Here is a 13,850-nt window from a genome sequence, read left to right on the forward strand (position 1 = left end):
GAGACACGATGAGCACGGCCACGAGGACGGACCCGCAGTCGACTGCGCCGCACGCTGCCGACAGCCACGATCTGATTCGCCTGCACGGAGCGCGCGAGAACAATCTGAAGGACGTCAGCATCGAGATCCCGAAACGCCGTTTGACGGTGTTCACCGGTGTCTCCGGATCGGGCAAGAGTTCCTTGGTGTTCAGCACGATCGCCGCGGAGTCGCAGCGGCTGATCAACGAAACCTACAGCGCGTTCGTGCAGGGCTTCATGCCGACGCTGGCACGTCCGGAGGTCGACGTGCTGGAGGGGCTGACGACCGCGATCATCGTGGACCAGCAGCGGATGGGCGCCGATCCCCGCTCCACGGTCGGCACCGCCACCGACGCCAACGCCATGCTGCGCATCCTCTTCAGCCGGCTCGGGAAGCCGCACATCGGCTCCCCACAAGCGTTCTCGTTCAACGTCGCCTCGATCAGCGGAGCGGGCGCGGTGACGGTTGAACGTGCCGGGAAGTCCGTGAAGGAACGTCGCAGCTTCAGCATCACCGGTGGCATGTGCCCGCGCTGCGAGGGCCGGGGATCGGTGTCCGACATCGACCTCACCCAGCTCTACGACGACTCCAAGTCGCTCTCCGACGGCGCGTTCACCATCCCCGGCTGGAAGTCCGACAGTTTCTGGACGGTGCGGGTCTACGCCGAGTCGGGTTTCGTGGACCCGAACAAGCCGATCCGCGAGTTCACCAAACGGGAGATGCAGGACTTCCTCTACAAAGAGCCGACGAAGGTGAAGGTCGAGGGCGTCAACCTCACCTACGAGGGGCTGATTCCCAAGATCCAGAAGTCGTTCCTGTCCAAGGACCGGGAGGCGATGCAGCCGCATATCCGGGCGTTCGTGGACCGGGCGGTCACCTTCGCCGTCTGCCCGGAGTGCGACGGCACCCGGCTCAGCGCGGCGGCTCGATCATCCAAGATCGAAGGGATCAGCATCGCCGACGCTTGTGCGATGCAGATCAGTGACCTGGCCGAATGGGTCGGAGGCCTCGACGAGCCGTCGGTGGCGCCGCTGCTGGCCGCGCTCCGGCACACTCTCGACTCGTTCGTGGAGATCGGGCTGGGCTATCTCTCGCTCGACCGGCCCGCCGGAACGCTGTCGGGCGGTGAGGCGCAGCGCACCAAGATGATCCGCCACCTCGGTTCCTCGCTCACCGACGTCACCTACGTCTTCGACGAGCCGACCATCGGCCTGCACCCCCACGACATCCAGCGGATGAACAACCTGCTGCTGCGGCTGCGGGACAAGGGCAACACAGTGCTCGTCGTGGAGCACAAGCCGGAGACGATCGTGATCGCCGACCATGTCGTCGACCTCGGCCCCGGAGCCGGTACGGCGGGCGGCACCATCTGCTTCGAGGGTACCGTCGAGAGCCTGCGGTCCAGCGGCACCGTCACCGGGCGCCATTTCGACGACCGGGCCACTCTGAAGGAGACGGTGCGCAAGCCCAAAGGCACGCTGGAGATCCGCGGCGCCAAGGCGAACAACTTGCGCGACGTCGACGTCGACATTCCGCTCGGGGTGCTCGTCGCCGTCACCGGTGTGGCCGGGTCCGGCAAGAGCTCGCTCGTGCACGGGTCGATCCCCGCGAGCGAGGGTGTGGTGGCGGTGGACCAGACCCCCATTCGCGGCTCGCGGCGCAGCAACCCGGCGACCTACACCGGGCTGCTCGAACCGATTCGTAAGGCTTTCGCGAAGGCCAACGGCGTGAAACCGGCGCTGTTCAGCGCCAATTCCGAAGGCGCGTGCCCCACCTGCAACGGCGCGGGCGTCATCTACACCGACCTGGCGATGATGGCCGGTGTCGCCAGCACCTGCGAGGAGTGCGAGGGCAAGCGATACCAGGCGTCGGTGCTGGAGTACCACCTCGGCGGCCGCGACATCAGCGAGGTGCTCGCGATGTCGGTGCTCGAGGCCGGGGAGTTCTTCGGAGCGGGTGCGGCGCGCACGCCCGCCGCGCACGCCATCCTCGAGCGCCTCGCCGACGTAGGGCTCGGCTACCTCAGCCTCGGCCAGCCGCTCACCACGCTGTCCGGCGGCGAGCGGCAGCGGCTCAAGCTGGCCACCCACATGGCCGACAAGGGCGGCGTCTACGTCCTCGACGAGCCGACCACCGGCCTGCACCTAGCCGACGTCGAGCAACTGCTCGGCCTGCTCGACCGGCTCGTCGACTCCGGCAAGTCGGTCATCGTCATCGAGCACCACCAAGCGGTCATGGCGCACGCCGACTGGATCATCGATCTCGGTCCCGGCGCGGGCCACGACGGCGGCCTGGTCGTCTTCGAAGGCACACCCGCCGATCTGGTCGCCGCTCGTTCCACCCTCACCGGGGAGCACCTCGCGGCATACGTCGGCGCCTGACCGCGCACACGACAGCACCTCCACCGGTAACGCTTTCCCGTATGACCTTCATGCGTTCACTGCTGGTCCTGCTCGCGCTGGATGGCCTCGGCGATCCGCTTGATACGCCGGAGCCTGGCGTCCCACGCCGCGCCCACCGAGGACAGCTGCGCGATCGCGCGGGCCAGTTGCTCCTCGTCCACCCGATACCTCCGCTCCCGGCCTGCGGGCGTGGCATGCACCAAACCGACGCGGTCGAGCACGCCGAGATGTTTGGCGACCGCCTGCCGGGTCACCGGCAGCCGCTCACTGAGACCGGTGGCCGTGCCGCCACCATCGGCCAGCAGCAGGTCGAGCATCCGCCGACGGGTCGGGTCCCCGACCGCGGACCACAGGTCGTCGTCGACGGCGGCGGTCACGGGGTCGACACCAGCCGAGCCAGGTACTCCCCGAGCCGGGGAACGAAGGTGTCCCACCCCGTGCTGTGTTCGCGGTATTGCTCCGCAAGCTTCGCGGCCTCCCAGCCCATCTCCCGGAACCCGGTCTCGACGAGCCGGATCCTGGTGCCCGTGCCCGACGGGGTGAGCTCGAACGTCACCAGCAGCGCGTTGGCGGAGTCGTCGACCTTGCCCTCCGGATAGCACCAGCGGAACGAGAACAATCGAGGCGGCTCGGCGTTCACCACGGTCATCGGGACCACTTCCGCCCGGTCACCCCAGACGAGCTCACCGACCGCGCCGGGAGTCACGTCGAACGAGGCGTCGTCGGTCCACCATTCCGAGATGTGCTCGGGGCTGCTGACCACCTCGAAGACCACCTCGGGCGAGGCGTCGACGAATATCTCCCGTTCGATGCTGCCGTACTCCATATCGATCACCCTTCTCCATGTGCAACTTTCGGTTGCACATGAAGCTAGTCCACCGCGCGCCATCACGCAACCATTGGTTGCCCTTTTTCGGTGCGCCCCGTGTGATCCGACGGCCGCACCCCTGCACGCCGCTGTGTCGGAAGCCCCATCACCACTCGGTTAGCCGCCGGGGTTGGCGACCTGGTCCGGAATCGCCGGGTTCGGTGTCACGGTGCGGCCGTCGCCGCCGAGCGTGAACGTGATGACGACCGGACCGCCGGAGGGGCAGCAATTCGCATCGCTGCCCGCGAGCCACCGATACTGCACCTGCACACCGCGTTCGGTCGAACCGACCACCTTCGTGTAGGACGTCGCTTTCGCCGTCGCGGTGCCGAGATAGCCGTCGTGGCTGAAGAACATCACATGCCAGGGTGAACTCGCGGTCCCGCGGGGGTGTCGCCACCAGGACCCACAGCAGTGCGGGGCAGGACCCGGCGGGTGCGTCGGTGGCGCTGTCGACGACGTACGACGCGCCGCCCGGCGCGGGCCCGAGCGAGTTCACCGCTTCGGCGACCGCGCTCGAGTCCGGATCGACGCAGCGCCCCTTGCCGCTGGTAACAGGAACTTTCGGGGCGGGCGCCTCGGATGTGTCGCCTCCCTGTGCGGGCGTCGATCGAGTCGCCTCGATGGTGGACCGGCCGGGCTGGTTCGTTCCGGTCGCCGACGTATCCGATTCGCCCTGACATCCCCCCGCAGCGATGCTCACCGCGATCGCCGCCACGACCGCACCGATGATCGTCTTCATTCGCCTCCCTTTCGAATTCCCGACACCTGGGAGTCGGCTCGGGAAGAACGCTGTTACACCCCGGTTTTCGGGGCTTGCGTCCGTAGGACCGGATATGAAGGCGATCACCGCGCCTACCCGGCCGCACAGTTGGCGTCGAAATGTTTCGCGTCACGGTGTTTCGCGACGTTCGCGCGGTGATCGGTAGTGTCGACCGGGTGAGTAGCAGGGTGCGCCGGAAGTTCCACGGCATCGGACGAATCGATCGAGCGATCGGCGGCGTGGTCGCCGAACTGCCTGCCTCGGCGGTCGACCACGGTCTGTTGCGGATGACCGGCAGCGCGAATTTCAGCGGACTGTGGCTGGTCATCGCGGCGCTACTCGCCACCCGCCAGGGCGCGCCGCGGCGGGCGGCGTTCCGCGGTGTCGTCTCCGTCGCCGGCGCGAGTCTCGTCGTCAACGCGGGCCTGAAGCCGCTCGTCGCACGGCGCAGGCCTGCCGCCGAACTGCTGCCCGCGCACCGGCGGCTCACCCCTGCCCCGACGTCCTCCTCGTTCCCTTCGGGACACAGCGCCTGCGCCGCGGCCTTCGCCACGGCCGTGGCTCTGGAAAGTCCGCGCACCGCATTGGTTGTCGCCCCGCTGGCCGCCACCGTCGCGTACTCCCGGGTACACACCGGCGTGCATTGGAGTTCCGACGTGCTCGTCGGAGCGGCCGTCGGTTCCGGTGTCGCCCTGGCCACCCGCCGCTGGTGGCCGGTGCGCGAGTCGGACGAAGCGCAGGCCCGCCCGGTCCGCGAGGTACCCGCGCTGGTCGAGGGCAAAGGCCTTGTGGTCATGGTGAATCCGATCTCCGGCGACCCGAACTACGATCCCACCGACGACGTCGTCGCGGCGTTGCCCGCGGCCACCGTGCTGCGCACGCGACCGGACCTGGACTGTGCCGAACAACTCGAGCAGGCCATCGCCGAACACGGCGAACCGGTCTCGGCGGTCGGCGTCGCGGGCGGTGACGGCACGGTGGCCGCCGTGGCCGCGGTCGCGCTGCGCCACGAGTTGCCGTTGGTCGTCATCCCGACCGGCACACTGAATCATTTCGCCCGCGACCTCGGCGTCTACGACCTGCGCGAGGTCATCGACGCCACCGGTGTCGGCGAGGCGGTCGCGGTCGATATCGCCAGCGTCGAGTGCGAGGACGAAACCGGTTCGCGCACCAGGTACCTGATCAACACCGCCAGCCTCGGCGCCTATCCGGATCTCGTGCAGCTGCGTGAGAAGTGGCAGTCGCGCTGGGGGAAATGGCCCGCATTCGCCGCCGCGCTCGTGGTCACGCTGCGCCGGGCCGAACCGATCGAGATCTGCTTGGACGGGCGCTGGCAGCGGGTGTGGTTCCTGTTCATCGGCAACGGCCCCTACCATCCGCACGGCGCCGTGCCCGCGTTCCGCGACCGGCTCGACGCCGGGCTGCTCGACGTACGCTGGCTGCGCGCCGATCTGCGCTGGTCGCGCACCCGTGCGGTGCTGGCGCTGCTGCTGGCGGCGATCGGCCACAGCAAGGTCTACGGCGAGCGCCAGTTACCCGAACTCTTCGTACAGCTACCCACACCGGAGGCGCTGGCCACCGACGGTGAGGTGGTCGGCAAAGCCACCCGCCTGCACTTCGCCATCGCGGGCCAGCTACCGGTCTACCGTCGCGACGAATCGAACCCGCTGTGGGCCGATCGCAGCCGCCCCCATCACCGCAGAGCCCCTTGGTTGCGGGACGTATTCCGGGCCCGCCCGTATCAGCGCCGAGCGGGCGAAGACTGAGCCGGCACTACAGGGCGCGCTATTCGTGGTGATCGCCATGGCACTTCCGGGCTGCACTGCGACCGCCGTTAAGCTCCTGCACCTATGGCACTCAGCGCGACACTGCACAACTTCGCCGTCCAACTGGCCGACGTCGATCGGGGCGTCTACCAGGAGTTGGAGTTGCGGGTAGCGCGTCACCCGTCCGAAACCGCGGAGTTCATGCTGACGCGAGTGCTGGCCTATTGCCTCGAGTACGAGGAGGGAATCGCCTTCAGCGACGGCGGGGTCTCCTCCACCGACGAGCCCGCGGTGCTGGTGCGCGACCTCACCGGACGCCTCACCGCGTGGATCGAAGTCGGCGCGCCCGACGCCGACCGGCTGCATCGCGGGAGCAAACTCGCCGAACGCGTCGCGGTCTACACCCATCGTGACCCCGCGAAGGTGCTGGCGCAATACACCGGCAAGCGCATCCACCGCGCCGAAACGATTCCGCTCTACAGCTTCGATCGCGACGTCATCGATGCCGCCGTCGCCGCGATCGAACGCCGTAACACGGTCATCCTCTCCGTCACCGAACGCCTGCTGTACTTGGACATCAACGGCACGGGGCTGAGTACATCGATCCATGAGCATCGGCTCGAGTGATCCTTCGCTCGGCGCCTCGGCGATTGTTTGCACCTGGTCGGCGTGCTTTTTCCCCGCACTCCGCGCCGCTCACAGGGTGCACGGCTAGGTGCGCCCATTCGACGTTCCACGCACGTCTGTTTGTTGTGCCTCCCGTATCGCATCCGCGAGCTGCGACGGCTCGTCCACATACAGGCATATCGTGGTGACAGGCCCTGAGCTGCGCCATTTCTCGATGAAAGCGGGCGTGGCGTCAGTTCGCTGCCGGAGCGAAAGCTCGATGTTGGTGCCTTCATGATTCGGGAGGTGCAGACTGCCGCCCTCGATCGCGGGTGCCGTACGCGAATACCGCCGCATGGTCACGACACGCGTTATGTGGTTGACCGGAACCTCGGCGACGACTTTCCCGGTCCGCCGAAGAACGAGCACGCCTCCCGACAAATAGTGCGGATGTACGACGTCGTCGGCGATGAACGCGGCCAGCAGTACGAGGGACGACAGAGAGACCACTGCGAGAACGATCTTCAGCCAGACCCACGGAAGAACCAGATGCAGGACCACGACCTCGATCAGTGTGGCGGCCGCGAAGGCGACAGGCATCGTGAGCACGCCCGCTGACGCCGTGAATACCAGCCCGTTCCCTGGATCGGTCTTCCCTCGGATCCACATCCACACCGACCGATATGCCCTGAGCCGCGAACGAACGAAGCGAAAGATCGGCGACATCATGAAGTCACCGGCTCAGGGTGCGTCGACAAGATCTCGAGAGCACGCAGTACGACCTGGCGCTGAGCATCGTCAGGAATGCATTCGTCGAGCCGGAGACCGCCGATTGTGTCGTCGTCGGGCACAGCGAAGACCGTCCCCGCAGGGAGCGAGCTGCTCAGATGACCGGCGAGCTCATTCGCAGCGAGTTCGATCTGTTCGGCGGCATCCCCGACCCGCCTCCCCTCGAGCTTTCCCCATGCCTGAAGGAGCTGCCGATAGACGACACGCGTGTCAGCGCAGCTCAACATCTGCGCGAACCACGTCAAGACCTGATCCGGCAGAGCGCTCGAAATCGCAAGGACCTCCAGTAGGTCCTTTTCGCGCTCGAGCGTTCGAATCTCTGCCTCGCAGCTTGCTTCCGATCGCACCGTATGGAACGCCGCAACCAGATCCGCTGGAAGAGCGGTCAGCTCCTCTCCTTGGACCGCGGATTGCAGCAGTCGCGTCAATCGCTGTCGCTTCAGTTCCAGCGTAGTGATCTCGCGCTCGCAGCTCGAGATGAGTGCGTGCAGATCGTCACGGAGATCGTCGGCGCCGGTGGTCGATCGTTTCTCGGCCAGGACCGTCGCCACGGAACCAAGCGGTAGGCCGTTCTCGGCAAGCCAGCGGATACGCATCAGTCGCGCAAGGTCTTTGAGCGAGTAATCGCGATAGCCGTTTGCGCTGCGCGTGGGTTCTGCGAGTAGACCGAGCCGGTGGTAGTGGCGCACTGCACGAGGTGTCGTGCCCGCGGCCCTCGCGAGTTCGCTGGTTCTCATGCGACCCAGTCTCAACTATGACCTTGCGTCATGGTCAACGCTCCGAGAGTGGCTCGATTACAGGAAGCCTGTTGGCGTCCGCAGCGGTCCCGAGGCGTCAGACACCGAGTTCGTCGCATAGATCGAGGTAGCGATGGAGGTAGTCGGGCGACGATCTGTGCGCCGACAATCCGACCGTGTCGAACTCGTCCAATCCCGCTGCCGCGGTGACACCCAGAGTCCGCAGCGCCGCATTGATCGTGCTCACGGAGAGCAACGGCCCACCCGCAACGGATACCGTGGCCCACTGCTCTCCGGCACCGGCGAAGTAGTCCGTGAACACCACTGCGAAGGTCGGATCGGGCCTGGCGGACAAGTCGGCGGCGAGTATGCGGAGAACGCCTTCGCGGGGGAACAGCCCAGACGCCTCCGATGGCAACTCGACATAGTCGGCAACCTTCCGCGTCGCTTGCCAAAAGGCCGTGTAGTAGTGCGTGAGATGAAAAAGCGTCAGGCCACCGTGCAGAGGCACCGGCACCAGGTCCCACCGGTCTGCCGCCGCAGTGTCGTGGGTCCCGGGAAGTATGAGCGCGGTAATGGCATGCGGCACAGTGGAATTCTATTGACGGCACGTCCCGGCCGGACCGGCTCGAAGCGTTGTCACGCCGACGTAGCGCGTCTCATCGGATTCGGCGTTCGCACTCTTCGAACGCCGCTCCCGTCTCGAAGCAGTCGTAACGGCCGCTCTGCATGTCACCACTGGTAGGAGGCTCACCACAGAGCAGCCCGCAGCGCTGATAGTTCGGGACGCCGGTGCCGTCGGGCCAGCGACAAGCATCCCTGTCGCAGGTGTAACCACGCGTGTTGGGATCGCGAGGGATCGGATCGCGGCTGTAGGACCACACGAACGCGTCGGCACCCCGCACCTGTGTGCAGTAGGCGGTGCGACCGTCGGCAAGTCGGCCGACCGCCCCGCGCTCCGGGCAGTAGTCGTTCAAGGTGACAGTGGGACCCGATGATTGCGATCCGGACCCACTCCCGGACGGCGGCGCTGCCGCGGAAATCGCGAACATCGCAGTCAGAAGCACCACCACTCCAACGCCCCCCACGGCCAGCCGACGCCTCACCCCTCGCCCCTTCCTGTTTCGGCCACGAGTGGCACACCTGCGAGAGCCCTACTCACAACTCGCCCAGCCGTGTGCCACTCCCGGACCTCGAATCGTGTCAGGCGGTGCACAACTCCCAGCTACCCGCCGGACAGGTCTCGCGATCGCGATTCATCGAAAGCTGTACGCCGAATGGCCGAAGCAATGTCATGGTAGCGCCGCAGATCACCGGCGTGCTCCATGTACAGGTCGGCCTCTGGCGTCTGTCCCGAAGTCGAGAATCCCGAACGCGCCGTGCAGAACACCTCCGTCTCCTGGCCCAGCAGCGCTCCGCCGACATGCGCTCCGACCTGCGCTCGGTCGAATGGCCGACGACCTGGACGGGTGGCGCACCCGTCCAGCCGCTCCCGCTCGCCGAAACACATCTCGCGATGCAGTTGCACCGCGAGCACGGCTGCGCCCGCGAGCGCGCCGCGTTCGCGGCGTTGGTCGCGGCCGGGCGCATCACGCCCGATTCGACCCGAGCACACCGATTTCGGGAGGACCTGATGACTGACAGCGAACGCCACCTGCCGGAAACGGAATGCCTGAGCCTGCGACTCCACCAGCTCACCGCGCGAGCCGGACGAGCGGGCTACCGCCTGCTGCGCGGCGGCTCGGTGCCCTACATCTGGGAACTCGTCGACGCCGACGACGGCGCACCCATCACCGCCGCGATCGACCTCGACCAGATCGAGCAGTGGCTCGACTCGTGAGCGCGATTCAGAAGAGGAAATTCAGAAGAGGAAATATCGCTGCGCCATGGGCAGTTCGGTGGCGGGTTGTTCGCGCCAGACCTCGCCGTCGATGCGCACGGTGAAGGTGTCCGGCTCGACCTCGATGCGCGGCATGGCGTCGTTGTGCGGCATGTCGGTCTTCCGCACGCCACGGACGTTGCGGACCGGCGCCAGTTTGCGCTGGACCCGCAACCGGTCGGCGAGGCCGTCCCCGATCGCCTGCTCGGAGACGAAATGCAGCGAAGTGGCGGCGGCGGTCGCCGGGGCGGCGCCGAACATGGGGCGCGGCAGCACCGGCTGCGGCGTGGGAATGGAGGCGTTGGCGTCGCCCATCGCGGCCCAGGCGATCGCACCGCCCTTGAGCACGGCGTGCGGGCGGACGCCGAAGAACGCGGGCTCCCACAGCACCAGGTCGGCGAGCTTGCCGACCTCCACGGAACCGATCTCGTGGTCGAGGCCGTGCGCGACGGCCGGGCAGATGGTGTATTTCGCGACGTAGCGCCGCACGCGGGCGTTGTCGGCGGGGCCGTCGCCCGGCAGCGGGCCGCGACGGCGCTTCATCACGTGCGCGGTCTGCCAGGTACGCAGCACGACCTCGCCGATGCGGCCCATGGCCTGCGAGTCGCTGCCGATCATCGAGATGGCGCCGAGGTCGTGCAGCAGATCCTCCGCCGCGATGGTGGACGGACGGATGCGGCTCTCCGCGAAGGCCAGATCCTCCGGGATCGAGGCACTCAGGTGGTGGCACACCATGAGCATGTCCAGGTGCTCGTCGAGGGTGTTGATCGTGTGCGGGCGCGTCGGATTGGTCGAGCTGGGCAGCACATTGGGATGGGCGGCGACGGTGATGATGTCGGGCGCGTGCCCGCCGCCCGCGCCCTCGGTGTGGTAGGCGTGGATGCCGCGGCCCGCGATGGCGGCGAGGGTGTCCTCGACGAATCCGGCCTCGTTCAACGTGTCCGAGTGCAGCGCCACCTGCACTCCGGCGGCGTCGGCCACGGTGAGACAGGCATCGATCGCGGCGGGCGTGGAGCCCCAGTCCTCGTGCAGCTTGAAACCCGATGCGCCGCCGCGTAATTGTTCCCACATTGCCTCGGCGCTGACGGTGTTGCCCTTGCCGAGCAGCACGATGTTCACCGGCCAGCCGTCGGTGGCCTCGAGCATCCGCGCCAGATGCCACGCGCCGGGCGTCACGGTGGTCGCCTTGCTGCCCTCGGCCGGGCCGGTGCCCCCGCCGATGAGGGTGGTGATGCCGCCGCCGAGCGCCTCCTCCAGCAGCTGCGGGCAGATGAAGTGCACGTGACAGTCGATGGCGCCCGCGGTGAGGATGCGGCCGTTGCCCGCGATGATCTCGGTGGAGGGGCCGACGACGAGGTCCGGGTGCACCCCGGTCATGGTGTCGGGATTGCCCGCCTTCCCGATGGCGCTGATCCGTCCGTCGCGAATCCCGACGTCGGCCTTGACGATCCCCCAGTGATCGATGATCACCACGCCCGTGATCACGGTGTCGGGAGCGCCGTCGGCGCGGGTCGCGCGGGACTGGCCCATCGACTCGCGCAGTACCTTGCCACCGCCGAACACGGCCTCGTCGCCCGCGCGGCCCGGTCCCCCGCTGCGGTCCTCGGTGATCTCGATCAGCAGGTCGGTGTCCGCCAGGCGGATCCGGTCGCCCGTCGTCGGCCCGAACAGTTCGGCGTACCGCGCCCGGCTCAGCTCACTCATCGCATCCTATCTCCTGAGCCCTCGTACGGCTGACACTCCTCGTCGCCTGCGCCTAGTCATCGAGGCGGCCCGGCGGGGTCAGGGTGATCCCGTGGACCTCACGGGCGCCGCCCAACGGCACGAGCCGAACCCGTTGTGCCAGACCGGGCTCGAAGCGCACCGCCGTCCCGGCCGGGATGTCGAGACGGCGGCCGTGGGCGGCGTCTCGGTCGAAGTCCAGGGCTGCGTTCGCCTGCGGGAAGTGCACATGGCTGCCGACTTGCACGGGGCGATCACCGGTATTGAGCACGTCGAGTTCGATGCCCTCCGCGCCGGAATTCAGCTCGATGACGCCCTCGGCGCAGAAATACTCGCCGGGAATCATGCCCGGCCTCGGCGCGATCCGCAGGCGGCCTCGCTCTGATACCGCATGACGTCCGCCTAGCCGATCGGGTGGTGCACGGTGACGAGTTTGGTGCCGTCCGGGAAGGTCGCCTCCACCTGGACGTCGGGAATCATCTCCGGCACGCCTTCCATCACGTCGGCGCGGGTGAGCACCGTGCGTCCCGAGGACATCAGCTCGGCGACGGTGCGGCCGTCCCGCGCGCCTTCCAGCACGTGGTCGGTGATCAACGCGACCGCCTCCGGATGGTTCAGTTTGAGCCCGCGTGCCTGCCTGCGCCGGGCCAGCTCGGCGGCGTAGCTGAGCAGCAGGCGCTCCTGCTCATGCGGCGACAGTCGCATCCTGGCTCCTCACCGGTTCGCAGTGGCGGGTGACGGACATTCTGGCACGCTCGTTCAGCTGTCGCCGGACGAGCGCTCAGGAAGGCCGCGGCAGATTCTGCAACCGCACCTGACCGCGCGCCACGGTGCGTCCCTGCTCGTCGGTGATCACGACCTGCCACAGCTGTTGCAGCCTGCCGCGATGCAGGGGCGTCGCTTCACCCGACAGCGTGCCCTCGCGCACCGCGCGCAAGAAATCGGTGTTGTTGTTCACGCCGACGACCGTGCCCTGGTCGCCGAACCAGATGCCGCCGGCGATGCTGGCGAGCGTCTCGATGACGGTGCAGTACACGCCGCCGTTCTGGATACCCGCGGGCTGGTAGAGATGCGGTTTCACGACCCATTCGCCGCGCACGCGGTCGGGGGTCAGCTCGGTGTAGCGCAGGCCGATCAGGTCGGCGAAGGTGCCTTCGCTGTAGGCGTTCATCTGCTCCGGTGTGACGCCCGACAGCGAGCCGAACCGCTGCGTCTCCTGCTGTGTCATGCATTCACTGTCGCACAGCTCGCACGGCCCGCCGTCGCGGCCTCACCCGCCGGCAAGCGTGATCGGACGCCCGTTCAACGGCTGAGTCGGCCGATTGCTGTGCGCGAACAGCGTCCGGTACCGCTCCGCGTCGGCGGGGTCCACCGCGACCGGACTGCCGAGCACCGTCCACGAGACGCCCTCGCTGCACGGAGGGGTGGTGAGTGAACCCTCGTACCGGTACTGGTCGACGACGGCCGGCAACAGCGAGCGCAGGTCTATCGGGCCCGGCACGATGGGTCCGACGTCCACCGCTCGCGGCGCGACCGAGAGGATCGGCGCGTAGGCCGAGGGTCCCGGTGTGGCTTGCAGCAGCACGCCCAGCACGGCCAGCTTGCCCGTGGCGCTCTTGTGCACGAAGTGCGCTTCCATCGTGGTGCCCACGCCGTCCACGGTGTGCTCACTGGGCAGATGGAAATGGAACTGCGCGAGTTCGAACGGCACGCCGTCGACCATGACGCGGTTTCCGTTGCCCGGTCGCAGATTCGCCTGCACGGTGTGCCCGTTGTTCCGCAGCGTCACCGCGGGCACCGAGTGATAGTCGATGACGATGTGCTCGGACGACTCGAGCAGGGCGTGACTGGGCAGGTCGACGGGTGACTGCTGATGGCCGCTCTTGCAGGTCAGATAGTCCCGGTCCAGCTCGGCCCAATGGTCGGGCCCCTCGGCGTCGTAGTCCCAGTGCGGCGCGGCGTGCGGAGTCGGCTGGGCTGGACCGGTCCCCTCCCGCTCGCCGGCACCACAGGCGGGCAGGACGAGTACCGCGACAGCGGCCAGCGCGGTCGCGATCGAACGGGGACGGGACGGTCTGATGGTGAGCAAGTCGGTACAACCCCTCGAACTACCGTTGAGCCGCCGCGAACGCCGGTGACTCCGGCGGCGTCATCGGGACTCGGAGATAGGGCGCGCGACGATGCGCGCCGATAGTCGTGACACGGCACCGAGCGCAGCCGCGGCGTGGCGGTGACCTGCCGACGGCGGCCCGGACATCCAATGCTCTTGATGTGCAGGGTGTTCGGCGTTCGTGTCG

General features: G+C 67.7%; 14 protein-coding genes and 1 pseudogene. 4 read left to right on the forward strand and 11 right to left on the reverse strand.

Going from position 1 to position 13,850, the window contains the following annotated elements; all coding sequences use genetic code 11:
• The first annotated feature begins 8 nt into the window (after positions 1–8).
• Positions 9–2,402 (forward strand): excinuclease ABC subunit UvrA, encoded by a 2,394-nt coding sequence (locus K8O92_28250; protein UAK31614.1) that lies wholly within the window; start codon positions 9–11, stop codon positions 2,400–2,402.
• Positions 2,403–2,458: 56 nt separating this feature from the next.
• Here K8O92_28250 and K8O92_28255 read toward each other — a convergent pair whose 3' ends face one another.
• The 3 genes and pseudogenes from K8O92_28255 to K8O92_28265 all read right to left on the reverse strand — a co-directional run bounded on the left by K8O92_28255 (position 2,459) and on the right by K8O92_28265 (position 4,033).
• The gene (locus tag K8O92_28255) at positions 2,459–2,800 is read right to left on the reverse strand and encodes a metalloregulator ArsR/SmtB family transcription factor (GenBank protein ID UAK31615.1); all 342 of its coding nucleotides are present in this window, start codon (positions 2,798–2,800) and stop codon (positions 2,459–2,461) included.
• Positions 2,797–3,249: an SRPBCC family protein gene (locus tag K8O92_28260; protein ID UAK35992.1), complete on the reverse strand. Its 453-nt coding sequence runs from the start codon at positions 3,247–3,249 to the stop codon at positions 2,797–2,799. Before K8O92_28260 ends, K8O92_28255 begins: the two co-directional genes overlap by 4 nt.
• A gap of 159 nt (positions 3,250–3,408) precedes the next feature.
• A pseudogene (locus K8O92_28265) lies at positions 3,409–4,033 on the reverse strand (LppP/LprE family lipoprotein).
• Positions 4,034–4,272: 239 nt separating this feature from the next.
• Here K8O92_28265 and K8O92_28270 point away from each other — a divergent pair.
• Both K8O92_28270 and K8O92_28275 read left to right on the forward strand, forming a co-directional pair.
• Entirely contained in the window at positions 4,273–5,820 is a 1,548-nt protein-coding gene (locus K8O92_28270) for a phosphatase PAP2 family protein (GenBank protein ID UAK35993.1), read from the forward strand.
• An 84-nt stretch (positions 5,821–5,904) separates the two neighbouring features.
• Complete coding sequence (locus K8O92_28275) at positions 5,905–6,447, forward strand: YaeQ family protein (GenBank protein UAK31616.1); 543 nt, start codon at positions 5,905–5,907, stop codon at positions 6,445–6,447.
• A gap of 84 nt (positions 6,448–6,531) precedes the next feature.
• Here K8O92_28275 and K8O92_28280 read toward each other — a convergent pair whose 3' ends face one another.
• The 3 genes from K8O92_28280 to K8O92_28290 form a co-directional block, all read right to left on the reverse strand.
• Complete coding sequence (locus K8O92_28280) at positions 6,532–6,987, reverse strand: hypothetical protein (protein ID UAK31617.1); 456 nt, start codon at positions 6,985–6,987, stop codon at positions 6,532–6,534.
• A 164-nt stretch (positions 6,988–7,151) separates the two neighbouring features.
• Positions 7,152–7,952, reverse strand: a complete 801-nt coding sequence (locus K8O92_28285) for a MerR family transcriptional regulator (protein UAK31618.1) — start codon at positions 7,950–7,952, stop codon at positions 7,152–7,154.
• A gap of 97 nt (positions 7,953–8,049) precedes the next feature.
• Entirely contained in the window at positions 8,050–8,541 is a 492-nt protein-coding gene (locus K8O92_28290; GenBank protein UAK31619.1) for a hypothetical protein, read from the reverse strand.
• Positions 8,542–9,375: 834 nt separating this feature from the next.
• Between K8O92_28290 and K8O92_28295 the strand changes: the two genes are divergently transcribed.
• Positions 9,376–9,792: a hypothetical protein gene (locus K8O92_28295; GenBank protein UAK31620.1), complete on the forward strand. Its 417-nt coding sequence runs from the start codon at positions 9,376–9,378 to the stop codon at positions 9,790–9,792.
• Positions 9,793–9,813: 21 nt separating this feature from the next.
• Here the strand turns inward: K8O92_28295 and K8O92_28300 are convergent, their stop codons facing one another.
• The 5 genes from K8O92_28300 to K8O92_28320 all read right to left on the reverse strand — a co-directional run bounded on the left by K8O92_28300 (position 9,814) and on the right by K8O92_28320 (position 13,597).
• A complete protein-coding gene (locus tag K8O92_28300; protein ID UAK31621.1) occupies positions 9,814–11,535 on the reverse strand; it encodes an urease subunit alpha in 1,722 nt (573 codons plus the stop codon).
• A gap of 52 nt (positions 11,536–11,587) precedes the next feature.
• Positions 11,588–11,899, reverse strand: coding sequence for an urease subunit beta (locus tag K8O92_28305; protein ID UAK31622.1), 312 nt, complete (start codon positions 11,897–11,899; stop codon positions 11,588–11,590).
• Between the two features lie 56 nt (positions 11,900–11,955).
• Complete coding sequence (locus K8O92_28310) at positions 11,956–12,258, reverse strand: urease subunit gamma (GenBank protein ID UAK31623.1); 303 nt, start codon at positions 12,256–12,258, stop codon at positions 11,956–11,958.
• Positions 12,259–12,334: 76 nt separating this feature from the next.
• Positions 12,335–12,781, reverse strand: a complete 447-nt coding sequence (locus tag K8O92_28315) for a PaaI family thioesterase (GenBank protein ID UAK31624.1) — start codon at positions 12,779–12,781, stop codon at positions 12,335–12,337.
• Between the two features lie 42 nt (positions 12,782–12,823).
• Positions 12,824–13,597, reverse strand: a complete 774-nt coding sequence (locus K8O92_28320; protein ID UAK35994.1) for a carbonic anhydrase family protein — start codon at positions 13,595–13,597, stop codon at positions 12,824–12,826.
• Positions 13,598–13,850: the final 253 nt, after the last annotated feature.

Origin of the sequence: Nocardia asteroides (genome assembly GCA_019930625.1) — a bacterium.
Taxonomy (GTDB): domain Bacteria; phylum Actinomycetota; class Actinomycetes; order Mycobacteriales; family Mycobacteriaceae; genus Nocardia; species Nocardia sputi.

Bases quoted from the DNA above. Each gene is read 5' to 3' on its own strand.
- K8O92_28305 (UAK31622.1), bottom strand. From the start codon at position 11,899: ATGATTCCCGGCGAGTATTTCTGCGCCGAGGGCGTCATCGAGCTGAAT.
- K8O92_28250 (UAK31614.1), top strand. From the start codon at position 9: ATGAGCACGGCCACGAGGACGGACCCGCAGTCGACTGCGCCGCACGCT.
- K8O92_28260 (UAK35992.1), bottom strand. From the start codon at position 3,249: ATGGAGTACGGCAGCATCGAACGGGAGATATTCGTCGACGCCTCGCCC.
- K8O92_28275 (UAK31616.1), top strand. From the start codon at position 5,905: ATGGCACTCAGCGCGACACTGCACAACTTCGCCGTCCAACTGGCCGAC.
- K8O92_28295 (UAK31620.1), top strand. From the start codon at position 9,376: ATGCGCTCCGACCTGCGCTCGGTCGAATGGCCGACGACCTGGACGGGT.
- K8O92_28285 (UAK31618.1), bottom strand. From the start codon at position 7,952: ATGAGAACCAGCGAACTCGCGAGGGCCGCGGGCACGACACCTCGTGCA.
- K8O92_28310 (UAK31623.1), bottom strand. From the start codon at position 12,258: ATGCGACTGTCGCCGCATGAGCAGGAGCGCCTGCTGCTCAGCTACGCC.
- K8O92_28315 (UAK31624.1), bottom strand. From the start codon at position 12,781: ATGACACAGCAGGAGACGCAGCGGTTCGGCTCGCTGTCGGGCGTCACA.
- K8O92_28300 (UAK31621.1), bottom strand. From the start codon at position 11,535: ATGAGTGAGCTGAGCCGGGCGCGGTACGCCGAACTGTTCGGGCCGACG.